The organism is Thiofilum sp. (assembly GCF_016711335.1).
In the GTDB taxonomy this organism is placed as follows: Bacteria; Pseudomonadota; Gammaproteobacteria; order Thiotrichales; family Thiotrichaceae; genus Thiofilum.
In genome coordinates this window covers 2466864-2491032 of record NZ_JADJTF010000001.1, presented here as the reverse complement: position 1 = coordinate 2491032, position 24169 = coordinate 2466864, and the positions used below count along the sequence as shown (strand labels likewise).

The 24169-nt window shown below is 45.3% G+C and carries 27 protein-coding genes; 17 read left to right on the top strand and 10 right to left on the bottom strand.

The window, feature by feature from the left end; translation table 11 throughout:
- Nucleotides 1-85: 85 nt before the first annotated feature.
- The gene (locus IPL34_RS11840) at nucleotides 86-1405 is read right to left on the bottom strand and encodes an aspartate aminotransferase family protein (protein WP_296841653.1); all 1320 of its coding nucleotides are present in this window, start codon (nucleotides 1403-1405) and stop codon (nucleotides 86-88) included.
- 199 nt (nucleotides 1406-1604) lie between these two features.
- On the opposite strand from IPL34_RS11840, the gene cls reads away from it, so the two are divergent.
- From cls to IPL34_RS11820, 4 genes are all read left to right on the top strand, one after another.
- Complete coding sequence (gene cls / locus IPL34_RS11835; RefSeq protein WP_296841652.1) at nucleotides 1605-3038, top strand: cardiolipin synthase; 1434 nt, start codon at nucleotides 1605-1607, stop codon at nucleotides 3036-3038.
- A 368-nt stretch (nucleotides 3039-3406) separates the two neighbouring features.
- Entirely contained in the window at nucleotides 3407-4147 is a 741-nt protein-coding gene (locus IPL34_RS11830; protein WP_296841651.1) for a hypothetical protein, read from the top strand.
- A 229-nt stretch (nucleotides 4148-4376) separates the two neighbouring features.
- Nucleotides 4377-5069 (top strand): ABC transporter permease, encoded by a 693-nt coding sequence (locus IPL34_RS11825; protein WP_296841650.1) that lies wholly within the window; start codon nucleotides 4377-4379, stop codon nucleotides 5067-5069.
- Entirely contained in the window at nucleotides 5069-5761 is a 693-nt protein-coding gene (locus IPL34_RS11820; protein WP_296841649.1) for an ABC transporter permease, read from the top strand. Before IPL34_RS11825 ends, IPL34_RS11820 begins: the two co-directional genes overlap by 1 nt.
- Before the next feature lie 113 nt (nucleotides 5762-5874).
- On the opposite strand, the gene IPL34_RS11815 is transcribed toward IPL34_RS11820, so the two are convergent.
- On the bottom strand, nucleotides 5875-6303 hold the full coding sequence (locus IPL34_RS11815) for a hypothetical protein (protein ID WP_296841648.1): 429 nt from the start codon (nucleotides 6301-6303) through the stop codon (nucleotides 5875-5877).
- 201 nt (nucleotides 6304-6504) lie between these two features.
- On the opposite strand from IPL34_RS11815, the gene IPL34_RS11810 reads away from it, so the two are divergent.
- From IPL34_RS11810 to IPL34_RS11780, 7 genes are all read left to right on the top strand, one after another.
- Nucleotides 6505-6915, top strand: a complete 411-nt coding sequence (locus tag IPL34_RS11810) for a DUF1924 domain-containing protein (RefSeq protein ID WP_296841647.1) — start codon at nucleotides 6505-6507, stop codon at nucleotides 6913-6915.
- A 12-nt stretch (nucleotides 6916-6927) separates the two neighbouring features.
- Nucleotides 6928-7473 carry a diheme cytochrome c gene (locus tag IPL34_RS11805; protein ID WP_296841646.1) on the top strand — a complete coding sequence of 182 codons (546 nt, stop codon included), beginning with the start codon at nucleotides 6928-6930 and terminating at the stop codon, nucleotides 7471-7473.
- 9 nt (nucleotides 7474-7482) lie between these two features.
- Nucleotides 7483-8112 (top strand): cytochrome b/b6 domain-containing protein, encoded by a 630-nt coding sequence (locus IPL34_RS11800; RefSeq protein ID WP_296841645.1) that lies wholly within the window; start codon nucleotides 7483-7485, stop codon nucleotides 8110-8112.
- Between the two features lie 9 nt (nucleotides 8113-8121).
- Nucleotides 8122-8796, top strand: a complete 675-nt coding sequence (locus tag IPL34_RS11795) for a response regulator transcription factor (RefSeq protein WP_296841644.1) — start codon at nucleotides 8122-8124, stop codon at nucleotides 8794-8796.
- Nucleotides 8797-8818: 22 nt separating this feature from the next.
- A complete protein-coding gene (locus IPL34_RS11790; RefSeq protein WP_296841643.1) occupies nucleotides 8819-10171 on the top strand; it encodes an ATP-binding protein in 1353 nt (450 codons plus the stop codon).
- 12 nt (nucleotides 10172-10183) lie between these two features.
- Nucleotides 10184-10912, top strand: a complete 729-nt coding sequence (locus IPL34_RS11785) for a zinc permease (protein WP_296841642.1) — start codon at nucleotides 10184-10186, stop codon at nucleotides 10910-10912.
- Nucleotides 10913-10974: 62 nt separating this feature from the next.
- Nucleotides 10975-11343 carry a hypothetical protein gene (locus tag IPL34_RS11780; protein ID WP_296841641.1) on the top strand — a complete coding sequence of 123 codons (369 nt, stop codon included), beginning with the start codon at nucleotides 10975-10977 and terminating at the stop codon, nucleotides 11341-11343.
- Here IPL34_RS11780 and IPL34_RS11775 read toward each other — a convergent pair.
- The 6 genes from IPL34_RS11775 to IPL34_RS11750 all read right to left on the bottom strand — a co-directional run bounded on the left by IPL34_RS11775 (nucleotide 11340) and on the right by IPL34_RS11750 (nucleotide 18805).
- Nucleotides 11340-11678, bottom strand: coding sequence for a DUF1820 family protein (locus tag IPL34_RS11775; protein WP_296841640.1), 339 nt, complete (start codon nucleotides 11676-11678; stop codon nucleotides 11340-11342). The two genes, IPL34_RS11780 and IPL34_RS11775, sit on opposite strands and share 4 nt — an antisense overlap.
- Before the next feature lie 88 nt (nucleotides 11679-11766).
- Complete coding sequence (locus tag IPL34_RS11770) at nucleotides 11767-13293, bottom strand: fumarate hydratase (RefSeq protein ID WP_296841639.1); 1527 nt, start codon at nucleotides 13291-13293, stop codon at nucleotides 11767-11769.
- A gap of 75 nt (nucleotides 13294-13368) precedes the next feature.
- Nucleotides 13369-13806: a thioesterase family protein gene (locus IPL34_RS11765; protein WP_296841638.1), complete on the bottom strand. Its 438-nt coding sequence runs from the start codon at nucleotides 13804-13806 to the stop codon at nucleotides 13369-13371.
- A 215-nt stretch (nucleotides 13807-14021) separates the two neighbouring features.
- On the bottom strand, nucleotides 14022-15869 hold the full coding sequence (locus tag IPL34_RS11760; RefSeq protein WP_296841637.1) for a DUF945 family protein: 1848 nt from the start codon (nucleotides 15867-15869) through the stop codon (nucleotides 14022-14024).
- 21 nt (nucleotides 15870-15890) lie between these two features.
- The gene (locus tag IPL34_RS11755) at nucleotides 15891-16487 is read right to left on the bottom strand and encodes a hypothetical protein (protein WP_296841636.1); all 597 of its coding nucleotides are present in this window, start codon (nucleotides 16485-16487) and stop codon (nucleotides 15891-15893) included.
- A gap of 14 nt (nucleotides 16488-16501) precedes the next feature.
- Nucleotides 16502-18805, bottom strand: coding sequence for a Tex family protein (locus IPL34_RS11750; RefSeq protein WP_296841635.1), 2304 nt, complete (start codon nucleotides 18803-18805; stop codon nucleotides 16502-16504).
- A 150-nt stretch (nucleotides 18806-18955) separates the two neighbouring features.
- Between IPL34_RS11750 and IPL34_RS11745 the strand changes: the two genes are divergently transcribed.
- Together IPL34_RS11745 and IPL34_RS11740 are read left to right on the top strand one after the other, a co-directional pair.
- Nucleotides 18956-19321, top strand: coding sequence for a UPF0175 family protein (locus IPL34_RS11745; protein ID WP_296841634.1), 366 nt, complete (start codon nucleotides 18956-18958; stop codon nucleotides 19319-19321).
- Nucleotides 19318-19725, top strand: coding sequence for a hypothetical protein (locus IPL34_RS11740; RefSeq protein WP_296841633.1), 408 nt, complete (start codon nucleotides 19318-19320; stop codon nucleotides 19723-19725). The genes IPL34_RS11745 and IPL34_RS11740 overlap by 4 nt, the downstream gene beginning before the upstream one ends.
- On the opposite strand, the gene IPL34_RS11735 is transcribed toward IPL34_RS11740, so the two are convergent.
- The gene (locus IPL34_RS11735) at nucleotides 19722-20006 is read right to left on the bottom strand and encodes a hypothetical protein (RefSeq protein WP_296835791.1); all 285 of its coding nucleotides are present in this window, start codon (nucleotides 20004-20006) and stop codon (nucleotides 19722-19724) included. The two genes, IPL34_RS11740 and IPL34_RS11735, sit on opposite strands and share 4 nt — an antisense overlap.
- Nucleotides 20003-20860 carry an IS4 family transposase gene (locus IPL34_RS11730; protein ID WP_296837415.1) on the bottom strand — a complete coding sequence of 286 codons (858 nt, stop codon included), beginning with the start codon at nucleotides 20858-20860 and terminating at the stop codon, nucleotides 20003-20005. Before IPL34_RS11730 ends, IPL34_RS11735 begins: the two co-directional genes overlap by 4 nt.
- Before the next feature lie 96 nt (nucleotides 20861-20956).
- Here IPL34_RS11730 and IPL34_RS11725 point away from each other — a divergent pair, with 96 nt between their 5' ends.
- The 4 genes from IPL34_RS11725 to IPL34_RS11710 all read left to right on the top strand — a co-directional run bounded on the left by IPL34_RS11725 (nucleotide 20957) and on the right by IPL34_RS11710 (nucleotide 24064).
- Complete coding sequence (locus IPL34_RS11725) at nucleotides 20957-21121, top strand: DUF3368 domain-containing protein (protein WP_296841632.1); 165 nt, start codon at nucleotides 20957-20959, stop codon at nucleotides 21119-21121.
- Nucleotides 21122-21250: 129 nt separating this feature from the next.
- Nucleotides 21251-21712 carry a hypothetical protein gene (locus IPL34_RS11720; protein WP_296841631.1) on the top strand — a complete coding sequence of 154 codons (462 nt, stop codon included), beginning with the start codon at nucleotides 21251-21253 and terminating at the stop codon, nucleotides 21710-21712.
- An 81-nt stretch (nucleotides 21713-21793) separates the two neighbouring features.
- Nucleotides 21794-22294 carry a DUF4124 domain-containing protein gene (locus IPL34_RS11715; RefSeq protein ID WP_296841630.1) on the top strand — a complete coding sequence of 167 codons (501 nt, stop codon included), beginning with the start codon at nucleotides 21794-21796 and terminating at the stop codon, nucleotides 22292-22294.
- Between the two features lie 48 nt (nucleotides 22295-22342).
- Nucleotides 22343-24064, top strand: a complete 1722-nt coding sequence (locus IPL34_RS11710; protein ID WP_296841629.1) for a proline--tRNA ligase — start codon at nucleotides 22343-22345, stop codon at nucleotides 24062-24064.
- The last annotated feature ends 105 nt before the right edge of the window (nucleotides 24065-24169 follow it).

Genomic DNA, 24169 nt, shown 5'->3' with positions numbered 1-24169 from the left:
TAAACCTACGTGTTTACCCTCAAATTGCCCTCGGTAACACCTTGTTTAGAGACGGGCAAACACATAGGTTTGCCCCTACATCACATTACTGCACTGCGTTTAAAGCATCGCTCAGAATATTAAACATCTCAGCTAAATCAGTTTTATCGGTAATAAAGGCAGGTGCTAATTGAATAGTATTGCCGCCGTAACGCACATAAGCGCCTTTATCCCAACAATATTCAAACACCTCACGCGGGCGAATTAGCGCATCACCGTTTCGTGCCTGTAATTGCAATGCGCCTGCTAAACCAAAATTACGAATATCTTCTAAATGCGGCAAGCCTTTTAAACTATGAATCAGTTCTTCAAAATAAGGCGCTAAGGCTTGAACTTGAGCGCGGGTATTATCTTTTTTATAACACTCCATTGCTGCTAAGCCCGCTGCACACGCCACTGGATGCGCGGAATAAGTATAACCATGCGGAAATTCCACCACATGCTCCGGTAGGTTTTGCTGCATAAAGGTCTGATAAATCTCATCCGTGACAATCACGGCTCCCATAGGAATCGCGCCATTGGTGACACCTTTAGCGAGATTGATCATATCGGGTTTAACGCCAAAAGTAGTCGAACCATAAAACTCACCGGTGCGGTAAAATCCAGTAATCACTTCGTCGAAAATCAATAGGATATTGTGTTGAGTACACAGCTCACGCAGACGCTTTAAATAACCTTGAGGCGGTACTATCACTCCAGCGGAGCCTGCAATCGGCTCTACAATCACCGCCGCGATATTAGAGGCGTCATGTAAGCCAATCATCTCCTCCAATTCATTGGCAAAATGCGCCCCCTCGGTAGGCATACCCTTACTAAATGCAGCCTCCGCTCGCCATGTATGATTGAGGTGGTCAGTTTCTAGGGTTGCACCAAACAGTTTACGATTGCCGACAATCCCCCCAACACTTACACCACCAAAATTAACGCCGTGATAGCCTTTAATGCGCCCAATGAGACGGGTTTTATTGGCTTGACCTTTGACACGCCAATAGGCTCTAGCGATTTTTAATGAGGTATCGGCTGACTCCGAACCTGATCCAGTGAAAAACACATGATTTAACCCTTGAGGGGCTTGATCGGTGAGCTGCTTAGCTAATTGGAAACTTAACGCATGCCCCACCTGAAAGCCCGGCGAATAATCTAATGTACCCACTTGTGCCGCGACCGCTTGACTAATTTCTGGACGCGTATGCCCCAAACCACAACACCACAGCCCTGATAAACCATCAAATAACTTACGCCCTACATGATCATAGAGCCAAGTGCCCTCGGCTTTGACTATGAGGCGGGGATCTTGTTTGAACTGACGATTCGCAGTGAAGGGCATCCAATGAGCATCAAGTTCAGCTGATGTTAGGTGGTGCATACAATCTCCTAATTATTGGTATCAATCAGACTCTCTAGCTTAACGCCTTCAGCCTTTAAAAGCATTAGTATGACTCTTAGATCCATAAGCCTGCTAACTTTAAACACATAGCTAATTCACCTCCTATCACTTAGCATTCACACGCCCCTACAGACTAACCGTTATAATTAAATCAAGCACAAAAAAAGAGGTTTAATACGTGAGTACGCCTTGGGATCATTGGCTAGGCACAACGATTATTATTTTAGATTTACTGATCATTGCGGTATTGCTGCCGATTGTGATTATGCAGCGCCGCGAATCGGGTGCAACGCTCGCGTGGGCGTTAGCTATTATTTTTATTCCTATCATTGGATTATTAGGCTTTTGGCTGTTTGGTACAACACGTCTGTACTTTAGAAAACGTAAACGTCGTAAGGTAGAAGCCGAACTTGCCCCCGACATCAAGCGCCTCAAATTAGACATACAACAAGAAGCACAACTGATTGGTATTCCCGCATCAATTGTGCATCTAGCTCATCAGCTCGATAAAATTGGTCCCTCTGACGGTAATCAAGTGCAGATTTATCGAGAAGGAGCAACTACCTTTCATGCCATAGAAACCGCTTTTGATGAGGCAAAGCATCATATCCATGTGCTGTATTACATTTGGGAAGCTGATGCTACGGGCAGACGCATGCGCGATGCCCTAATACGTGCCGCTCAACGTGGGGTTGAGGTAAGGGTATTGGTGGATGATGTGGGATCACGCCACACCCGCCGCCACTTTTTTAAACCTTTGCAACAAGTAGGCGGACAAGTAGGACGTTTTTTAAAGGTTAATTTGCTCAGTCGTCGTATCAATATTAATCACCGCAATCATCGCAAAATTATAGTCATTGATGGTGATATTGCCTTCACAGGCGGGATGAATATTGGCAATGTCTATGCGGGACTCGCCGAGCCTTGGCTGGATTTACATGCACAAATTAGAGGCCCTGTGGCTAAAGATTTACAAGAGACTTTTTGTGAGGACTGGTATCACGCTACTGGAGAAAATCTAGTTAAAAGCATTTATTTTCCTGTCTCAGTATTAGAAGGAGCTGTATCAGCGCAATTTTTAGCGAGTGGCCCTGCGGATCAAGGTTGGCAAGCGATTTACACCATGCTGTTTGCGGCTATGGGTATGGCAACCGAGCGTATTTGGGTGGAAACCCCCTATTTCGTCCCTGATCGCCCGTTAATGCTTGCCCTTCAAACGGCAGCCTTACGTGGGGTCGATGTACGCCTGTTATTACCCGCAAAATCAGATCATCCCTTGGTCTATTATGCAGGGCGCTCTTTTTGGGATGATTTATTGCGGGCGGGTGCGCGTATTTTTGAATATTATCCCGCGATGATTCACGCTAAAGCCGTGATGATTGATAGTCATTTTGTGACCTTAGGTTCTACCAATATGGATCAACGTAGTTTTCGCTTAAATTTTGAAGGTAATTTATTTATCTACGACGCGCCTATAGCGGCTCAACTACGCCAAGATTTTTTAGATCTCTGCCATCAAGCGCGTGAAGTAACCCTCAAAATGCGTGCTCGTTTACCCCTAATTGAACGCTTTAAGGAAAGTATCACGCATATTCTTGCCCCTTTACTATAAGGCTAGATAAGTAGTCATTCAAAAGTTATCTCCGCAGTCGCTGTAAATACATCCTTGTACGCTTCAAGGCGGCATCCCTGCCGCCAAAACTGCTCCAGAAATACCCGATAACTTTCACTCAGGTAGTTAACGTTATGTCTTGAGGGACATTATTTAGCTCTTACTCTCCATGCACTTATCGGTTTTAAAAGCAATTCTATCTTGCATTGATAGCTTTTTTAGTGCCTAAACCTAACCATTGCGGTTATTACAATCCTTTTGTTTGATAGTCCCAAACCCTCCCCTATCACGCACAAGATCACAACAAAATTAAAGAGTTAGATTAACCAGAAAAGTACTTTTCTAAAACAGATTCAAGGAAAAAAATCATGAGCAATATTATTTCTAGTTTACTCGGTGGCGTCCTAGGCGGTGGTTCAACAGCTTCATCTAATAAAGTCAGTACAGGTTCTGGTGGCGGTCTGTTAGGAGGCTTATTAGGGGGTGGCTCAGGCGGGGGTTTACTAGGTGGATTGCTCAGCCCTATTACCTCGATTGCCAGCGGCTTATTAGGCGGCGTCATGGGAGGCGGCTCCGGTGGTGGCTTATTAGGCGGTCTAACCGGTGGTAGCGGTGGTGGTATGTTGGGCGGGTTGCTTAGCCCTATTACCTCGATTGCCAGCGGCTTATTAGGTGGCATTATGGGGGGCGGCTCCGGCGGTGGCTTATTAGGCGGTCTAACTGGTGGTAGCGGTGGCGGTATGTTGGGTGGTTTACTTAGCCCTATTACCTCGATTGCTAGCGGTTTATTAGGCGGCGTGATGGGTGGCGGCGGCAGTGGTGGCTTGGGTGGTTTATTAGGTGGATTAACAGGGGGTAGCTCTAGCTCCTCTGGTAGAGTAAGTGCTCCCTTTGCGAATGTGCAATGGGGTGGCAATGGTGGCAGCGTTAGCGCTCCATTCACTAATGTACAATGGGGTGGTAGTGGTTATGGCGGTGGCGTCAGTGCACCGTTCACTAATGTACAATGGGGCACGGGCGGTGGCAGTGTTAGCGCTCCCTTTACTAATGTGCAGTGGAGTGGTTCTTCTAGCGGTCATAGCAACAGTCATAGTGGTCATTCCCATTAAACTCTGCTGAGCTTCACACTGTATTAAGGCACAAAAACTGTCGCAGTTGCTTGTGCCTTAATCATTTGTCATACCAAAGCCCTTATAAATCATCGACTCCTGCCATTCTGCTATAGCCTCAGCCGCTTATTTAATTTAACCTAAAAGCGCTTAGATAACACATTGCACCTATTGATCTTTTTTAGGCGTGAGGTGCATATCATCTATCCACCACTTTGGGAGAAGCCCCATGCTTGATTTACAAGGCTACGGTTGGCTATTGCTACAAGGCTTGCAGATGACTGTTTTAGTGGGCATCTGTGCCATGATCATGGCGATTTTATTTGGTTTATTAGGGGCTTGGGGTAAATTTTCCCAGTCTAAATTTGCTAATTGGCTTGCCCATACTTACACGACTGTAGTACGTGGTGTGCCTGAATTGATTTTATTATTATTGGTTTACTATGGTGTGCCTAAGCTGATTCAAGATGGTGCAGCAGCACTGGGCTATGAAATACGCATCGATCTCAATCCGTTTGTCGCAGGCTTTCTCACCATTGGGTTTATTTATGGCGCTTTTTGTACCGAAGTATTGCGGGGTGCATTTTTATCTGTTCCGCGCGGGCAGATGGAAGCAGCACGCGCCATAGGTATGAGCAAAGTATTAGCTTTTAGACGTGTACAATTTCCCTTAGCCATGCGTATGGCTCTCCCCGGCTTAGGCAATGTGTGGATGGTCTTGATTAAAGCCACTGCGTTAATCTCCTTAATTCAGCTCGATGAATTGCTGCGCAAAGCTAAAGTCGCCGCTCAAGCCACTCGTGAGCCTTTCACCTTTTATTTCACCGCCTCGTTAATGTTTTTGGCTATTACCCTCGTGTCCATGATCGTGCTAAAACGCGCGGAACAGTGGTCACGTAGAGGTATCAGGGAGGCTGTATAATGAATTGGCAACTGATTATTGATAGCTTACCTAAATTACTCAATGGCATGCTGGTCACGATTGAGCTGACCGTGCTCAGCGTTATCTTAGGGCTATTACTTGCTATTCCTATCGCCCTAGCCTTGCGCTCTAAAAACGTATTGCTGAACTGGCCAGCGACGGGTTTTGTGTTTTATTTTCGTGGTACTCCGCTCTTAGTCCAGCTTTTCCTCATTTATTTTGGTAGTGGACAATTTAGGGACGCACTCACCGATATAGGTCTATGGCAGTATTTTCGTAATGCGTGGTTTTGTGCAGTCTTGACCCTGACTTTAAATACCGCTGCCTATACCGCAGAAATTTTCCGAGGGGCTTTACAAGCCGTCCCACGCGGCGAAATTGAAGCAGGCAAAGCCTTTGGTATGTCGAAATGGATGCTATTTAAACGCGTGCAATTACCTAAAGCTTTTCGCATTGCCCTACCCGCCTATGGCAATGAAGTAGTATTTTTATTACAAGCCACCTCATTAGTTAGTGCGATTACTGTCATTGATTTAACGGGTGCTGCGGATTTAATTCGCTCGAAAACTTTTGCGGTGTATGAAATGTATTTAAGTGCAGCGGTATTATATTTAATAATGACTTACGCGCTGGTGTATTTATTTAAAGTATTAGAAAAGCGTTTAAATGCTTATCAGATACGACCAACCTAATCAGTAGGCTAAATATCTAAGTTTGCCTAGATCTATTGACATTAGTTGCTCCAAGGCAGAGTTTAAAAGCTGCCTTGGTACTCAAATTAAAATCTGAATAAACCACCATTAACTCATTCAGATCTGGACGGATTATTAGTAACTGCACGATCACGACGATTGACTTCACGCAAGATCTTTTCAATATCGCCCCCTGACATATTGGCGCGTATTTCAATAGAGCTACCATCTTCGGCTTTAATCACTAGCTCGGCTTTTTTACTTTCAATATGCTTTTCAAAAATCTGCGCGATTTTGCCTAAGATACTGTCTTGACTTAAAAATAAGGACAGCGCCCCACCCGCGCTGACTGCGGCGACCGCAATAGGAATATAGGGCACTAAATCAATACCGCGTGTTATATCTTTGGACTCGACCTGTTCGGTTGAATACTCCACCTTCCAATCAGTATCCGCACCAATAGCTTTTAGCTCGCTAATTAATTGCTCGGATAATTGTTCGACTTCAGCTTGATCCGCACCACGTAACTCAATCGTTGCCATTGCGTATTCTCCATGCAGGGGTTTAAGGGCTTGTGAAAAGCCGACGGTTGATATTAACAGACCTAAGGTCGAGCGTTAAATAGACTTCAATCCATACTCAACACCTTAACCCCACACAAAGTAGGAGATACATAAGGCAGGTTTAAGAATCGGTCTTTAAGCTCCTAAACATAGTTAAAAACCCTCCTTAGGATTACCACTATGTTCACTAAAACCTTATCTACTCTGGTATTGAGTACGCTATTACTAAGCTCGGCTGCAAGCGCTGAAACCCCACAAGACTTTTTAGCCACCTATGCTGCCAGTGCAAAAGCACAAGGAAACTTCAGCGGCTTTAATGCTGAACGTGGCAAACTATTTTTTAATCAAACGCATGGCAATGATTGGAGCTGTGCGAGCTGCCATACCGCTAATCCAACACAAACAGGCAAACACGCTAAAACCGGAAAGGCGCTTGATCCTTTAGCCCCTAGCGCTAATGCTGCACGTTTTACTAGCCCTAAAAAAGTCGAGAAATGGTTTAAGCGTAACTGTAATGATGTGCTTGATCGTGAGTGTAGCGCTTTAGAAAAAGGTGACGTGATTACCTATTTACTGACTTTTAATAAATAAGGGATAGCTAAAATGACATTACGTAAAAAACCTTTCTTATTAGCCTTAGTGTTGACTAGCTTAATTGGCTTAGGTACGACCCTCCAAGTGGTCATGGGCGATGATGATGAGGATGAAGAGCACGAAGGTCGTGAAAGAATGGGTGAATATCATGAAGGACGTAGCTCCCTTATGAAGGTCTCCAATGAAACGTGGAAAACCGAATGTAGTGCCTGTCATATGGCTTATCCTCCCGGCATGTTACCCGCTGAATCTTGGAAGGCTATGATGAATAAGCTAGGCGATCATTTTGGAACGGATGCCAGTTTAGATGCCGATACCATGAAAGAGATACTGCCCTTCCTAGAGCAAAATGCGAGTCAACGTCGGGTAGAAACTAAACAAGGTGAGCCGGTATTACGCATCACCGAAACCACATGGTTTAAGCGTGAGCACGACGAAATTTCCCAAGCCACTTGGAAAAATCCCAAGGTTAAAAGCGCCTCTAATTGTATGGCGTGCCATACTCAAGCCGATAAAGGCAATTTCGACGAAGATGCTGTGCGTATTCCGCGTTAGGAGTGAAGCATGAAACCAAATCAATTAGTTTGGGATTTTCCGACTCGTGCTTTTCATTGGCTACTGGTGTTAGCTTTTGGCGGGGCTTATATCAGTGGTGATAGTGAGCGCTATCGGGATATTCACCTTGCCTTGGGCTATTTATTTGCGGGCTTAATTATTTTTCGCTTGCTCTGGGGCTTTATCGGTACTCGCTATGCACGCTTTCGTGAGTTTGCTTATGGCCCCAAACAAGTACTGACTTATCTGCAATCGCTATTGAGTCCTAGACCCGCTCACTATATTGGTCATAATCCAGCCGGAGCTTGGGCTATTTTCATTTTGCTGGTACTAGGTATCACCATTGCAGTGAGCGGTATTAGTTTGTATTGGGAAATAGGCGGTGAAGAGTTTGCCGAAGAGCTATTTGAGGAGCTGCATGAAATCGCGGCTAACGCTATGTTAGGGGTAGTACTAATACACATTGCCGGCGTTATAGTCAGCAGTGTATTACATAAGGAAAACTTACCGCGCTCAATGGTGACCGGCTTAAAAACCGCTGAGGCAAGCGAGCGTATTGAGCACAGCTATCCAGTAGTAGGCGTAATCTTAGTCCTCGCCAGTATTAGTTTTGTCGCTGGGTATTTAATGACAAGTTAGGATGCAATTATGCGGGTATTAGTGGTGGAAGATGACGCGCTATTGGGTGATGCCTTGCAAGTGGGTTTAACCCAAGCAGGCTATAGCGTCGATTGGGTCAAGGATGGCAAGCAGGCAGATAGTGCGCTGAATTTAGAACCTTATAGTGCGGTAGTACTCGATCTTGGTTTACCGCAATTATCAGGGCTAGATGTGCTCAAACGGCTACGTAGTCGCACCACTAATACCGCTGTCTTAATTCTAACGGCGCGTGATACGGTGCAAGACCGTATTATCGGCTTAGATAGTGGTGCGGATGACTATGTAGTTAAACCCTTTGATATGGGTGAACTCACCGCCCGCTTACGTGCTCTAGTCCGACGCTTAAATGGTCATACTAATCCAGTCTTGTGTGTGGGTGGAGTCACGCTAGATCCAGCCGCTCATACCGTGCATTATCAAGATCAAGCCATTGATATTTCGGGGCGTGAATTTGCTGTCTTACACACTTTAATGCTCAATGCAGGGCGCGTGTTATCACGTCAACAAATCGAAAACAAACTCTATTCATGGGGACAAGAAGTGGAGAGTAATGCAGTAGAGGTGCATATTCACCATTTACGCCGCAAGCTCTATACCCAATTAATTGAAACGATTCGCGGGGTGGGTTATTTAATGCCACGCGACAAAACCACTACCTCCTAGTGCTAGTTAACGCTCTAAACTTATGTCTTTAAAACAACGTCTGCTCCTGATTCTGCTGAGTGCGATTACTGGACTATGGTTAATCGCCTCTTTAGTCATTTACCACTATAGCGAACATGAGGTGAATGAAATTTTAGATGCTCACCTCGCGCAAACCGCAGCCTTACTCATGGCACAAGGTTTAGAGCAATATGATGACGATGATGAGGAGGACGATGATATTGATATGGAGCACGCACCCTTATTACATAAATACTCGCGGCGGGTGGCTTTTCAATTATGGTATGAAGGCAAGCGTCTTACCCTGCACTCACAAAATGCACCCAACACCTTACTAAGTACTCAAACCGAAGGCTTTAGCGACTCAGTGATTGAGCAACAACGCTGGCGGGTGTTTAGTGCTTGGGATCAAGAGCGCAAGCATCTAGTACAAGTCGCAGAACTGATTTTATTGCGCGATGAAGTCGTCCATGACATGACTAAAAGCCTAGTCTTTGCACTCATGATTGCATTGCCACTAATGGCGGGCTTAATTTGGTGGAGCGCTAGTTGGGGCTTAAAACCGTTGATTAATTTAGCTCAGATGCTTGCTCATCGTGAACCACGTAATTTGACTCCACTCACTTTAACTGCTCCCGCTGAAGTACGCCCCCTGATTGAGCGCTTAAATAGTTTATTTGGGCGCATTCAGACCATGATGGATAATGAGCGCCGCTTTACGGCGGATGCTGCGCATGAGTTACGTACCCCGATTGCAGGCATTAGTGCTCAAGTACAAGTGGCTCAATCAGCTACACAGGAAACCGAACGCCAACACGCTTTACATTACGCTCTACAAGGCTGCCAACGTGCGACTCATTTGATTGCCCAATTACTTACCCTAGCTCGCTTAGACAGTAATGCTAATATGCAATTACAGCCCTGTGCCTTACGCGCTCTAATGACTGAGGTGGTAGTGGAACTCGCTCCAAAAGCGCATGAGGCAAGTATTAGTTTAGAACTCACTGAGGGTGAGGAGGTGACCATTATGGGCTTACCTTTATTACTACAAGTACTGATACGCAATTTAGTGGATAATGCGATTCGCTATACACCTGCTGGAACTTGGGTCACGCTGAGTTTAGTGAATACTCCTCATCCTACCTTAGTGGTCAGTGATAATGGTTTAGGTTTAAGTACTGAAGAAATGGCAAAAATCAGCCAGCGTTTTTATCGAGTACTGGGCAATCAAGCTAGTGGTAGTGGGTTAGGGTTATCGATAGTGGAGCGGATTGCTGCGATTCATCAGGCGACTGTTGCGTTTAGCAAACCTGCTTCGACATCAGGTCTACAAGTCACAGTATGCTTTCCTAAGACCTCATCTCGCTCACTTTAAGGTTTTATTATTATGAATCCATTTTATTTTATGTTAGTCCCTGCCCTAGTTGCTCTAGGGGGTGGCATTTTAGCGCTGATTTGGCATCCCTCACGCGAAATGCGCAGCCTCATTCAGCATTTTGCGGCGGGGGTTGTATTGGCTGCTTTAGCGGTCGAATTATTTCCCGAACTCAGCCGCGAACATGCTCCGGGGCGAGTATTACTCAGCTCTTTTGCGGCGGGTACATTATTGATGTATCTGCTTAAATTATGGGCTACCCACCAAGAAGCTAAATCCCATGCTCTCGCTCAATCTCATCCTAATGAGCCAGCGATAGATAGTGGTCTGATCGCGGCTACCTTTATTGATATAGCGGTAGATGGATTTATTATTGGTGCAGGCTTTGCTGCTGGAGGTGAAACAGGTCCAATACTCGCAATAGGTTTATCCGTTGAATTACTCTTTTTAGGCCTATCATTGACCTCAGACTATCTCAAAGGCTGGCGTATTGTAGCGATTTCAGCGGCTTTAGGAGCCACCGTTTTAGTGTTTGCTTACTTAGGGAATTGGCTATTAGCAGGTGCTTCAACGGTAGTGATTGCAGCGGCTCTAGCGGCTAGTGCTGCGGCTTTACTTTATTTAGTCACTGAAGAATTATTAATAGAAGCGCATGAAGTAGAAGAAAAACCCTTTTATATGTTAGTACTCTTCGCAGGCTTTTTATTGTTTTGGGCTATTCAGCTCTTGGGCGTACACTAAGCCTGTTCATACCTCTAGAGTAATAATGGAGACTTAGCAATCCCTAAGGAAGTGCTTTAAAGATGGATCCTACTAGAAAACCTAGCCAGTTATATCGCAGTAAATGGGCGTGTTTTCATTGCAGAACAGCCTTTGTGCGTTATATCCGGGTGGAGCAAAGTGATCAAATTAGATGTCTGACGTGTCATACTAAAGCTACTGACATGGGCTATTTATTTGAGCCTCCTCGTCGTAGTGATTATAAACAGTGGCGACTCATGCAACTGCTAGCACAACATCAATTGCGCTATCATCGCAGCGGTATGATTCCTAAAATTCGTTATTTAATAACTGAAAATGATAAGGCTAGTTATACGGAAGTACAAAGAAACTTAATGGCCTTGTATGATGACGATCAACAGTTAAAAAAGAAAGAAAAGCGCGAGCATTAATCGCGCTTTTTATTATTACTACTAGGACGGGTAAAAGGACTGACATTATTGGTGGCAGCGCCATTGACCGGATGGATTTTGCTAATCCCTGGTTTCTCTACCTCGTCAATGCGAATAATGGCGTGCATCGGGATAAAGGTTCTCGTCACCGCCTCAAACTCGGTTTTTAAGCGTTCCTCAGCCGGATCAATCAATAGCTCACTTTGTGTCCCAAACACCAACTCCTCAACCACGATAAATCCATATAAATCTGCCTCATAGACTTGTTTGGCAAACACTTCATACACTTTGTCTTGGTTGACGAATGAAATCCGATAAATACTGGTGTTACTCAATGCACTAACCTCAAAAAAGACCGCCTGCATCATACACAGCAGACGGCATTCCACAATAGTATTTTTTTATCAGATATGGGGATAAAGATCAGCTTTTTAAAGTACTAACGGCAATTTTCTGTTCGATAATATGCTTCCAATGCTCAGGCCCCGTATTGTGAACCGAAATACCTTGGCTATCGACCGCTACCGTGACGGGCATGTCCTTGACTTCAAACTCATAAATGGCTTCCATCCCTAACTCTGGGAAGGCCAATACCTTAGCGCCCACAATGGCTTTAGACACCAGATAAGCAGCGCCCCCGACGGCCATTAAATACACCGCGCCATAATCACGAATCGCATCGATGGCAATGGGGCCACGCTCCGATTTGCCGATCATCCCGATTAAGCCTGTTTCAGCCAGAATTTGGCGCGTGAATTTATCCATACGTGTGGCAGTGGTGGGACCTGCGGGGCCTACTACTTCATCACGCACCGGATCAACTGGACCTACGTAATAGATAAAGCGGTTTTTCAGATCAACAGGCAGTGGTTCGCCTTTATTCAGCATATCGACCATACGCTTATGCGCTGCATCGCGTCCGGTGAGCATTTTGCCAGAGAGTAATACTACCTCGCCGGGTTGCCACGTTTTAATCTCATCTGGTGTTACCGTATCGAGATTAACCCGTCGAGCGCTGGCTCCGGCTTGATAGGTCATATCCGGCCAATCTTCTAAACTCGGTGGGGTTTGGAAAGCGGGACCTGAACCATCTAATACGAAATGAGCATGACGTGTTGCTGCACAGTTAGGAATAATGCATACGGGTAAAGAAGCCGCATGGGTAGGATAATCCATAATTTTGACATCGAGCACCGTCGTCAAACCACCCAAGCCTTGTGCTCCAATACCTAACTCATTAACCTTTTCAAACAGCTCTAAGCGTAATTCTTCTACGCGATTTTTCGCACCACGCGCTTTGAGTTCATGAATATCAATAGGATCCATTAACACTTCTTTGGCCATGAGTGCCGCTTTTTCAGCCGTGCCCCCAATACCAATGCCTAACATTCCCGGAGGACACCATCCTGCTCCCATAGTAGGAACGGTTTTCAGTACCCAATCAACAATACTATCAGAGGGATTGAGCATCGCCATTTTAGATTTATTTTCTGAACCACCACCTTTAGCAGCGACCTGAATGTCGACAGTATTACCCGCCACGATCTCGTAATGAATTACCGCTGGGGTATTATCTTTGGTATTTTTACGCGCACCTGCGGGGTCAGAGAGGATAGAGGCACGCAGTACATTATCAGGATTCAAATAGGCTTGGCGTACCCCTTCATTGATCATGTCTGTGAGGCTCATAGTAGCCTCCCATTGCACGTCCATGCCGATCTTAACAAAGACAGTAACAATACCCGTATCTTGGCAGATGGGGCGCTTACCTTCCGCGCACATCCGTGAGTTGACTAGAATCTGGGCAATTGCATCTTTAGCGGCAGGTGACTCTTCGCGTTGCCATGCTTCATACATGGCACCCACGAAATCTTTGGGGTGATAATAAGAAATAAATTGCAGCGCATCGGCTACACTCGCAATCACGTCAGCTTGCTTTATGACAGTCATGTTTTGGCTCCATTAACCCTTTTGGGATAGGGTGCAAGGTTAACATGCTAAGCGGATTGTCGACAAAACTTAAATCTAAGAAACCTGCATAAACTGCTCAAGCCGTGCTCGAATCGGATCAGGAATGGGCGCTGATTTACCAGTTGAGTGATCCATCCACACTGTTTTAGCATACCCCTCAGTGGTCACAATCTCAGGATTAGACACGGTATAGACTTTGTAATAAGTCATCACGCTAGAGCGCCCTAATTGCCCTATATAACAATCCACCTTGACGGTATTGGGGTAATCAATAGGACGTAAAAAAGTACAACCTGCATTAATAATCACGGGTGCGATAGTAGAGTTATGAATATCCCCCGCTCCCCAATCGGCAAGCATTTGTACCCGTGCCTCCTCCAAAAAGCGAAAGTACACGGTATTATTCACATGCCCATATGCATCCATATCGCCCCAACGCACTGGAATCTCACAACTATAAACCCAATACGTGGGCATTGATTCAGCTTCCACTATTTATCCTCCTAGCGATAAGGCAGACCCGCAGATCACCCCTATTGATATAATTGATTACACTTGCAACTGCATGAAACACTGATTAAGTAGCCAGCTAAAAGTAATCGTATATTTTTGGAGCAGTCTTGGCGGCAGGGATGCCGCCTTGAAGCGTACACGGACGTATTTACAGCGCCTGCGGAGGAAATACACGATTACTTTGGCTCAAGTACTTAATTGATTTGGGGGCTTACGGCAGGCGCTGCTTCTGTTGGAGTGGGAGTAGCTTCTGGCATTAGTTCTTGCTCCTGCTCTGCATCGGGCGAAGGCGTCTCAGTAGTGTTAGCATCACTAGGCGCTTCCTCATCAGCACCACCTAGACCAGCCTCAGAGACATTACCCATTAATGCCACAAACTCATCGAAGCTCATAGGTTTATTATTTAAGACTAATTGATCACCCGTTAATTCCAGACTCACTTTATATTGATTGTTTTCCTTAGTAATAAAGGGCTGATTTAAGAATAAAGCCGCCATAGGAAATAAATCATGGTCAAAATTAAAATTAATCTTGCCTTTAACTAACTGCACTATTTGTTGTGGCTCTAAATTTTTTAATACCTCTACATTAATAGGCTGCTTATCCTTATTACCCACATAGGTTAAATCAGCCTCTAACTTGGCTAAGCCTAATTTATTTTCCAGACTGATATTTTGCTGTACTCGGCTTTTATCAGCTTGTAGTACTTGAGTCAGTACTACATCAAAAGCTTGACTCATTAGCTCTGCTTGTTTTTGTTCTAACTCAGCCCGTTTAGCTTGCACTTCGGGCGGTTCCTCCACTAGCACCTCTTCTTCGACTGCGGTCTCCGCTGGGGCTTGATCATCTGGAATAGCCGCTACTGTCTCTCCCTCGGCTACTCCTTCGGTCGTATCATCTTCTGCCATAGGAGCGGATGGAGTTTCAGCAGACTCCGAAGGTGTTTCAGCATCGGGAGTCGGCGTAGTGCTAGCAGGCTCTTCCGTCTCAGTGGGCGACTCTGCCGTGGTAACAGTTTCACTGTTTACCCCTGTCTGATTAGCTGCATTCATTTCATCTAATAAACGCAGCTCATTTTGTACCGGCTCTAAAGCACTAAAAGCCTTACTAGCTTCCTTTAGACCTGCTGTATTCAAACCATTAAAACTAAAGCTATAACTCGCCTTACTGGTCGGCAAAACAGGTGTAATTAAATCGCTAATCGTTAAACTAAAGGTTCCTTCAGAATCAGTATGTTGCACCGCGCTGGTACTTTTTAAATTCAAACCAAAACTGATAGGCTCAGGTAATTCTTTGGCTTTAATCGAAATACCAGGGAGAGTTAAATCCATAGCGCTACTTATTAGATCTCCGCCTAATACCCCTTTTGCCTCAGCTTTTAACTCTGACTCTGGTAGCAAAATAACGGTTTCATCAGCACCTTTAAATTCGACTTTGCCAATTTTACCCTCTAAAGGACCACTCAATATTGACTGCCCCTGTTCCGAGCTTAGAGTAGAGGAGCCTTTTAGATTAAAACCGGCAAAATTAACGGAGCCACCCTGCTCGGCGTTGTCATAGCTGAGCGGATTCATCACTAGGGTATAATCAGCGCTATTACCAAACTTTAATTCGGTATCTACCACCAACGGCGCACGGCTATTGAATAAGTTTTTAAGCTGCTGTTGAGTTTCGGCACTAAAACTACTTTCATCTAAACGACTGTTAATCCGTGCTAATGCCACACTAGGTTTACCTAACTCCCACAATAACGGGCCGTGTTGCACATCTAGCAGAATATTCAACGCCTCTGGTACGTCCTCACCCAATTGTGTGGGTAAACTCACTTTGACCTTGCCCTGTGCAGTCAAAAATGACTGGCTATAATCCACTAGCTCTAGTTTCATCCCCTCTAATTGAGGGCTTTGGCTGATCATCTGGTTAGCATGTTCAATTTGTGTTTTAAGGGTGGCTTGAGTCTGTTGACCCACATACCCAGTACTCCCCGCCCAACCAGCACCTAACACACCGAGGACAGTCGCAACAAGAGCAAGTTTATTCATAGGGGTTCCGTTTAGTCTGATTTAGTTACAATTTTTAACACAGATGGACTGCGGCTTAACACCACCACCGCAACTACTATAACAACTACGATATTGGGCATCACATTGGCAATCAAGCTGACAACTGGCATCACGAATACGTTTAGTTTCCGTCGCTAGAGTAGGAGCCACCGGTTTATCCTCAGGCTCGACAGGACGTGCGCCCCATGACCTAAATGGACGTGGGCAAGCTCTAGGGTTATCTTGGGTACTGATACATAAGTCGCGCATAGCTCGTGCTTGATCACGACGCATATCGTAAAGCGTCTTATCTTGAACATAGCGAGTATAACGCTCCTGCCATACTGCTAAAGCAACCTCGTATTCCTGCATGCGTTTAGGCATGTCGAGTTTAGCTTGCTGCTCGGCTTTAGCGCTACAACTTGCATAGCGTGTCGCGCAGCTATTATTGCATTGTTGCGCCTTGGCTTCACACGGCTTTAAGCATTGTAATCCCACTGCTGTCTTAGGTGGAGTGAGTTCATAGCGCGTCTCATATTGCGGCGCACAGCTCATTAATACACTGCTGACTAAGATCACAAATAGGTACTTCGCCCACTGCATCCACCGAACTAACATATTGATTACCTCACTTATTTCTCGGCACGCGCAAATGCAGCCGCCATTGCTGAATTGCCCAGCGGTTTGGTAGCCTCTTTAGTTTTAGAGCTGGTACTAGGCTGCGAAGTTTTGTTAGGGGTACTTTTCGAGTCCATACTTTTAGCGGATTGATTCGCCGCTTGTAGGCGCATAGTCAGAGCAATCCGTTTACGTGCAACATCCACTTCCTCGACTCGTACTTTGACTACATCACCAGTACGCACTACCTCACGCGGGTCTTTTACAAACTTATCCGTCAATTGCGAGATATGCACTAAGCCATCCTGATGCACTCCAATATCCACAAATGCACCAAAATTCGCCACATTAGTGACCACGCCTTCTAATAGCATACCGACTTGTAAATCCTCGATACGCTCTACCCCTTCACGGAAAGTCGCACTGACAAATGCAGGGCGCGGGTCACGTCCGGGTTTTTCTAACTCGGCTAATATATCCTTTAAAGTCGGCAAACCAAATTGTTCGGTCACATAATCAGCAGGTTTTAGCTTAGCCACTAACTCAGCATTACCGACTAATTGCGCCGTAGCGATACCACTACCCTTAGCCATTTTTTCCACTAATGAATAGGCTTCAGGATGCACGGCTGAAGCATCGAGGGGATGATCACTGTCTCGAATACGCAAAAAGCCCGCCGCTTGTTCAAAAGTCTTAGCGCCTAAACGCGGTACTTTTTTTAATTGCTCGCGATTACGAAAACGCCCGTGCTCTTGTCGAAAGGCAACAATATTGTCCGCAAGAGTATTATTTAAACCCGAAATACGCGCCAGCAGTGGGGCTGAAGCCATATTGACATCCACACCAACCGCATTCACGCAATCCTCTACTACGGCATTCAGGGCTTGCATTAATTCAGTTTGATTCACATCATGCTGATATTGCCCCACTCCAATCGACTTAGGGTTAATTTTAACTAATTCGGCGAGTGGGTCTTGCAAGCGTCGTGCAATCGAGACCGCACCCCGTAAGCTTACATCCAGATCGGGAAACTCTTTAGCCGCTAATTCAGAAGCCGAATAGACCGAAGCCCCCGCCTCGGATACTACGATTTTGGTGATTTTCAGATCAGAGCACTTTTTAATTAACTCACTGGCTAATTGATCCGTTTCGCGTGACGCCGTGCCATTGCCAATACTGATTAGATTGACCTTATGGCGCTGGCAAATAGCCGCTAGCTGGGCAATAGACTCATTCCACTTATTGTGGGGTACATGAGGATAAATTGTCGCGGTTTCCAGCACTTTGCCTGTCGTATCCACTACTGCAACCTTCACACCCGTGCGTAGTCCGGGGTCTAGACCCATCGTCACTCGTGCCCCTGCGGGAGCGGCAAGCAATAAATCTTTTAAATTAGCCCCAAACACACGAATCGCCTCTTTATCCGCTTCTTCTTGCTGCTGATTTTTAAGATCTAACTCTAAACGACTATGTAGTTTGACTTTCCAAGTCATGCGCACGGTATCGAGTAACCATTTATCTGCACTACGACCTTTGTCTTGAATCCCAAATGCCTTAGCCAGCTTTATTTCACAAGGATGGATTTGCCCTTCAGGGACAGGAATATCGAGGGTTAAATCGAGTATGCCTTCATTGCGTCCACGCAAGAGGGCTAAATAACGATGCGAAGGGATTTTATACAGTAGCTCTTGATAGGCAAAATAATCGGCAAATTTCGCCCCCTCGGTTTGTTTACCTTCAATCACTTTGGAACTCAGTACGCCCTGCTCCCATAAATATTGGCGTAAATCACCCACAGTATTAGCATCCTCTGCCATCGTTTCCATGATGATCTGCCTTGCACCTTCGAGTACCGTTTTAGCCTCATTAAACTCTAATTCGGGATTGAGATACTTAGCTGCTTCACTCATAGGATCAAGAGTAGGGTTAGCTAACAAAGCTTCAGCTAAGGGAGCAATGCCTGCTTCGCGGGCGATTTGCGCTTTGGTACGACGTTTAGGTTTATAGGGTAGGTATAAGTCTTCGAGGACGGTACGGGTATCAGCCTGATTAATTTGTGCTTCTAGTTCGGGGGTGAGTTTTCCCTGCTCACGGATAGAATTGAGCACAGTCTCACGACGTTTTTCTAATTCACGTAAGCTCAAGAGGCGCGTTTCTAAATAGCGTAATTGCGTATCGTCTAAGCCCCCAGTGCGCTCTTTGCGATAGCGTGCAATAAAGGGAACGGTCGAGCCTTCGTCTAATAGTTCTACTGTGGCTTGAACTTGGTGTGGTTTGACGGCTAATTCACTAGCAATGCGCGTCAGAATCGAATCCATATGAGTACATACCCCTGATTAAACTGCCTGCATCATAGCAAAGGGGCTATAGGGGATTCAAAGTGATTAGCTAGCACAATGCTTTGCCCTTGCAGATCTGTGCTATTCACTTATACTTTGTTGTATGTTCCTACATAGGGAGGGAATAGCATGCAAGTTGTAAATATACGCCAATTAAAAAATAATCCTTCTGTTGCTCTACGTTATGCTAAGCAAGATCTAGTAATGGTCACTAACCGTGATGAACCCGATTCACTGATTATCAGTATGGAGCAGTTATCCGGTATTCCTAATCTTGAACAAGTGCGCCTAGTACTAGGTATTTCTCTATTCCGAAATAAGCAGCTTTCTCTGATGGCAGCGGCAAAAGTGGCTAATAAGTCCCTATCTGAAATGATCACTATTGTGTCTGAACAAGGTATTCCTGTTGCCGATTACACTCAGAATGAAGTAGAAGCAGAGGCTACCTTTGCTGAGCAGTGGCTACACAATAATAGCAATGATGAGGCTGCATGAGTTCGACCATCGTTATTGCTGATGCTAGCCCCTTGATTGCTCTCGCTCGCATTGAGCATTTACATCTGCTACAAAATTTATTTGGGCAAGTGAAAATCACAGAAATTATCAAGCTCGAAATAGTTAGCAACCGAGCGTTTGCTGAGGTAGCGCTTTTGCAAGCAGCACTCGATGCAGGATGGTTGCAGGTCTGCCAACCTGATTTAGGTGAAATGGCTAAGACTGAGTTAATCGGTTTAGCTGAGGGTCTTGATCCGGGTGAAAAAAGTGCGATTCAGTGGGCTTCTAGTTTAAAAAGCGCGGGTGAAGCTATCATTTTAATAATAGATGAAGCAAAAGGACGCAAAGTAGCCCGCAGACTATCACTTGATATATTAGGTCTCTGTACACGACAATTCGCTTAACTCATTGAATCTTTTTCAAAAGAAAATCGCCTGAGTTTCATCCGTCCATCCTCGATCGCCATGAATTGTGGTGGACAAAGGAACAGAAGCAGCAGCCTAAGCCTATCCACTTTTTCCCGTACCCTTCCATTCAATAAATCGGTCAAGTAGTCCAAGCCGTAACGGAAGACACTTTGCTCTTTGCGTCCATGTTTTTTCGTCTTCAAAGGCTTGACGGCTTTTTCCTTCCATTCGCCGACTTTGTGCGCCCAACAGAAGCCAATGGCAAGCAACGCCATCATCTTTTTGATGCGAGGGGTTTGGTGAAGTGAGTGGCTTCCATGTGAAAACCACGCCCTTTCAAGCATTGGAACAGGTTTTCAATTTCCCAACGTAGCCGATAAGTGCCAATGGGATCAGCCGTGTAGTGGTTGCTGGCGATAATCAACAACTCACCACTGGGCAGCTTTGAGCCACTGAGCCAAACCCATTCCCCGCTAACGTCGCGACGGTGACGGAGAACGCGCCGTTTACCCGGCTTGAGGTTGGCAAACAGCGAGCGGACATGCGCCTCTTTTTTGTGTTTGTCGGTCATCAACTGATTACCCTTGATACGAATCAAGTAGGGAATCTCTTTGGAAGACAACCACTTCCACCATTGACCACCAATAAACTCACGGTCAGCCAACACACCCAAGATGTTGTTGCGCCCGAATTGGCTGATAAATCGTTGCAGCAGGGCAATACGTTCACGTTGGTTAGAATTACCGCGTTTGTTCAACACCATCCAGTAAACGGGGATAGCCGCACCTTGGTAAACAACCGCCAAAGTCAGGAGATTGAGGTTGGATTTGCCCCATTTCCAGTTGGTTCTGTCGAGTGTGAGGTAGTATTGTTGACCACTAAAGGCGAACATTCCCATAAGAAAATGGGCAATGTCATTGTAATTAAAGAACACTTGGCTAAAAAAGCGTTGCATCCGTCGATAGCGGGAACCAATGTCGGTGTCAGAATCTATGTGTACCGCCAACAACGCCAAATTCATTTGTCGCGCACTCAGCAAAGTATGCAGCATTCCCACAAAACAATCCAAACGGGGCTTGCCCCAACTCAAGTGGGCTTTTAAACTGTCACGTAGTCCATCGCTCAGATCCATTTTGCTCTCCTGTGTGGTAACTAGAGAGTAAAACATAGGAGCGGTGGACTTTCACCATCTCCATGACAAACATGCTAAATCAATAAGTTAGTGGTTTTGTCGTGTACAGAGATATTAGGTAGTGCTGGGGTCATTGCTATTGCTAAGCGTAAAGGGTTAATTGCTGAAGCTAAACCATTACTAGAGCAGTTACAACGTTCAGGGTATTTTTTATCGGGCACTATTGTTGAAATGGCTTTGCGGATTGCAGGTGAACGCTAGAACAGCACTAAACTTTTACAGTTTAGGCGCTACATAACACCCCACACTCGCAGATTATCGGTTTGTATTGGCGCACTATTCGCCTCGTCGTCCATACTTAAACCAGTCCATACTAATGATGATAATGCAATGCAACCTGATACCCCTATTGAACTCCAACAGCGCCACTGGCTGTTTGGCAAACGCCACCTAACCCTCAGTGGGCAACATCTCACCATTAACGAATCCTCACTGCTGCACCAAGCACAAACGCGCATTCCACTGCCTATGCTCCAACCCAATCCTACCTATGCCCAATCCTTTTCCATGCTCTGGTTACTCAATACGATTATTGTGTTTGCCTGTGCTATCGGATGCCTCATTGCTGCTTATAAAACGCAAGTAGGATTGCTCTATATTTTGGCAGTCGTATTCTTTGTGGGTGCATTTATCCCGTTGCAAAAATTCCTGCTCTACACCACCAATCTAGTCATTTTCCGCCATGCGCAGACTAATGAATACCTACTGTATTTATGGAAAGACAACCCCAATGCGGCACGTTTTCGCTTTTTTGTTGAGGAACTCAATCAACGCTTGCTCGCTATCCGATGATTAGCACCTCCTTTAGGCAACAATTCATGGCATACTCTATTCAAAGATAAACAGCACTTATTAACGCATAAAAGATCAATTATGAAACCTGTTATCACTCTCCTAGTAGCGCTAGCATTCAGCTATAGCGCTCTTAATGCTCAAGCAGAAGTTTATAAATGGACAGATGCTCAAGGTAAGACCCATTACTCACAAACCCCTCCGCCTAATGTTAAAGCTAAAAATATGGATGCTGAGCTTTATCTACATAGCTCCAAAGCCAGCGGTAAAACTCCGCCTACTACTAAAGAGCCGGTTGTTCCGGAAAAAGATCTACCCGAAATCCCCAAAGATCTAGCTGAGGCCAAAGCTAAAGGCGAGCAAGACAAGAAAAAGGTCGAAACCTTTTGTACTGAACAAGAGCTATCGTTAAAGCAAATGTTGGCTAATACTTTAATTCGCTGGAAAGATGAGCAAGGCGAGCGCCTACTCACTGCCGAAGAGCGTGACGCTAAAATTAAAGAGGCGGAAAAGAACCTCAGTACTATTTGTACTCCGGAGGTATTGGGTAAGGCGAGCGCAGCGGGTGAGAAAAAAGACTAAACCCAGTATAATCGCGCCCATTCAAACATTAGGATGGACTAGATTTAAATGCGCGTTTCTCAATTTCCTATTAATACCCTGCGTGAAGTACCCAATGACGCGGATGTAATCAGCCAACAATTAATGCTTAGAGCCGGTTTGATCCGCCGCTTAGCCTCTGGTCTTTATACATGGGGGCCTTATGGTTTGCGGGTATTACGTAAGGTTGAAGCAGTAGTACGCGAGGAAATGAATCGTGCAGGCGCGATTGAAGTCTTAATGCCCGCCGTTCAACCTGCTGAGCTATGGCAAGAGTCTGGACGTTGGCAACAATACGGTGCTGAATTACTGCGGATTAAAGATCGTCATCAACGTGATTTTTGTTATGGTCCTACCCATGAAGAGGTCATTACTGATTACGTGCGTAAAGAAGTAACCAGCTATAAACAGCTTCCGCTGAATTATTATCAAATCCAAACTAAATTCCGTGATGAGGTACGCCCGCGCTTTGGCGTAATGCGGGCGCGTGAGTTTATTATGAAGGATGCTTATTCATTTCATCTCACGCAAGACTCATTACAAGCTACTTATAATGATATGTATGATGCTTATACACGCATCTTTACCCGTTTAGGGCTAAAATTCCGCGCCGTACAAGCCGATACTGGTTCTATTGGTGGCAATGCTTCGCACGAGTTTCAAGTGCTGGCTAGCTCCGGTGAAGACGATATTGTCTTTTCTAATCAAAGCAATTATGCCGCGAATATTGAATTAGCCGAAGCTTTACCCGTAGTCACAGAACGTGCCGCTCCTGCTGAAGCCTTGCGCCTAATCCATACCCCCAATACCAAAACTATTGACGCTTTAGTCACCAATTACGCTTTACCTATTGAAAAAACCATTAAAACCTTAATCGTAAAAGCGTCTGATCAAGTCGAGGCTAAGTTTGTCGCATTACTCATTCGTGGCGATCATACCCTGAATGAAGTCAAAGCCGAGAAGCAACCTGAAGTCGCTTCACCTTTAGAATTTGCCACCGATGAAGACATTCGCTCCATCATGGGAGCGGGTGCAGGCTCTTTAGGTCCGGTTAATTGCCCTATTCCTTATATCGTTGATCGTACTGTGGCGAATATGGCTGATTTTGGAGCAGGTGCTAATCAAGACGATCATCACTACTTTGGTATTAACTGGGGTCGTGATTTACCCGAAGGGCGGATGGCTGATTTGCGTAATGTAGTAATAGGCGACCCTAGCCCTGATGGTCAAGGTACTTTAGACATTGCTCGTGGTATTGAAGTCGGTCATGTATTCCAGCTAGGCAAGAAGTATTCTCAAGCCATGAATGCTACGGTACTCAATGAACAGGGCAAAAGTGAGATCATGTTCATGGGTTGCTATGGTATTGGAGTATCGCGCATTGTGGCGGCGGCTATTGAGCAAAATCATGATGAGGCGGGAATTGTTTGGCCTACGGCAATGGCGCCGTTTAGTGTGGTGATTGCCCCCTTGAATATGCATAAAATGCCCGAAGTCGCTGCAAAAGCGGAAGAACTCTATCAACAGCTCCAAGCTCAAGGCATTGAAGTGCTATTAGATGACCGTAATATGCGTCCGGGGGCGATGTTTGCCGACCAAGAGCTATTAGGTATCCCACACCGTATCGTGGTTTCAGAGCGTGGCTTACAAGCGGGTGAATTGGAGTATAAAGCACGTCTTGGGGGCGAGGCTGAAAAGGTAGCTATGTCTGAAATTTTACCCTTCTTAAAAGCTAAATTATCCGCAATTTGATTAAAATATCATCAAATTGATAAATATTTAAAATAAACAATAGCTTAAAAGGCAATTTATTGAGTTATACACGGGGTTATCCACAGAAATTGTGGATAACTTTAA

Coding starts and splice junctions, on each gene's coding strand:
- IPL34_RS11720 (WP_296841631.1), top strand. CDS start 21,251: ATGCAACCTGATACCCCTATTGAACTCCAACAGCGCCACTGGCTGTTT.
- IPL34_RS11730 (WP_296837415.1), bottom strand. CDS start 20,860: ATGGATCTGAGCGATGGACTACGTGACAGTTTAAAAGCCCACTTGAGT.
- IPL34_RS11710 (WP_296841629.1), top strand. CDS start 22,343: ATGCGCGTTTCTCAATTTCCTATTAATACCCTGCGTGAAGTACCCAAT.
- IPL34_RS11820 (WP_296841649.1), top strand. CDS start 5,069: ATGAATTGGCAACTGATTATTGATAGCTTACCTAAATTACTCAATGGC.
- IPL34_RS11800 (WP_296841645.1), top strand. CDS start 7,483: ATGAAACCAAATCAATTAGTTTGGGATTTTCCGACTCGTGCTTTTCAT.
- IPL34_RS11735 (WP_296835791.1), bottom strand. CDS start 20,006: ATGATGGCGTTGCTTGCCATTGGCTTCTGTTGGGCGCACAAAGTCGGC.
- IPL34_RS11810 (WP_296841647.1), top strand. CDS start 6,505: ATGTTCACTAAAACCTTATCTACTCTGGTATTGAGTACGCTATTACTA.
- IPL34_RS11760 (WP_296841637.1), bottom strand. CDS start 15,869: ATGAATAAACTTGCTCTTGTTGCGACTGTCCTCGGTGTGTTAGGTGCT.
- IPL34_RS11815 (WP_296841648.1), bottom strand. CDS start 6,303: ATGGCAACGATTGAGTTACGTGGTGCGGATCAAGCTGAAGTCGAACAA.
- IPL34_RS11795 (WP_296841644.1), top strand. CDS start 8,122: ATGCGGGTATTAGTGGTGGAAGATGACGCGCTATTGGGTGATGCCTTG.
- IPL34_RS11785 (WP_296841642.1), top strand. CDS start 10,184: ATGAATCCATTTTATTTTATGTTAGTCCCTGCCCTAGTTGCTCTAGGG.
- IPL34_RS11750 (WP_296841635.1), bottom strand. CDS start 18,805: ATGGATTCGATTCTGACGCGCATTGCTAGTGAATTAGCCGTCAAACCA.
- IPL34_RS11770 (WP_296841639.1), bottom strand. CDS start 13,293: ATGACTGTCATAAAGCAAGCTGACGTGATTGCGAGTGTAGCCGATGCG.
- IPL34_RS11745 (WP_296841634.1), top strand. CDS start 18,956: ATGCAAGTTGTAAATATACGCCAATTAAAAAATAATCCTTCTGTTGCT.
- IPL34_RS11805 (WP_296841646.1), top strand. CDS start 6,928: ATGACATTACGTAAAAAACCTTTCTTATTAGCCTTAGTGTTGACTAGC.
- IPL34_RS11715 (WP_296841630.1), top strand. CDS start 21,794: ATGAAACCTGTTATCACTCTCCTAGTAGCGCTAGCATTCAGCTATAGC.
- IPL34_RS11825 (WP_296841650.1), top strand. CDS start 4,377: ATGCTTGATTTACAAGGCTACGGTTGGCTATTGCTACAAGGCTTGCAG.
- IPL34_RS11740 (WP_296841633.1), top strand. CDS start 19,318: ATGAGTTCGACCATCGTTATTGCTGATGCTAGCCCCTTGATTGCTCTC.
- IPL34_RS11790 (WP_296841643.1), top strand. CDS start 8,819: ATGTCTTTAAAACAACGTCTGCTCCTGATTCTGCTGAGTGCGATTACT.
- IPL34_RS11840 (WP_296841653.1), bottom strand. CDS start 1,405: ATGCACCACCTAACATCAGCTGAACTTGATGCTCATTGGATGCCCTTC.
- IPL34_RS11830 (WP_296841651.1), top strand. CDS start 3,407: ATGAGCAATATTATTTCTAGTTTACTCGGTGGCGTCCTAGGCGGTGGT.
- IPL34_RS11780 (WP_296841641.1), top strand. CDS start 10,975: ATGGATCCTACTAGAAAACCTAGCCAGTTATATCGCAGTAAATGGGCG.
- IPL34_RS11755 (WP_296841636.1), bottom strand. CDS start 16,487: ATGTTAGTTCGGTGGATGCAGTGGGCGAAGTACCTATTTGTGATCTTA.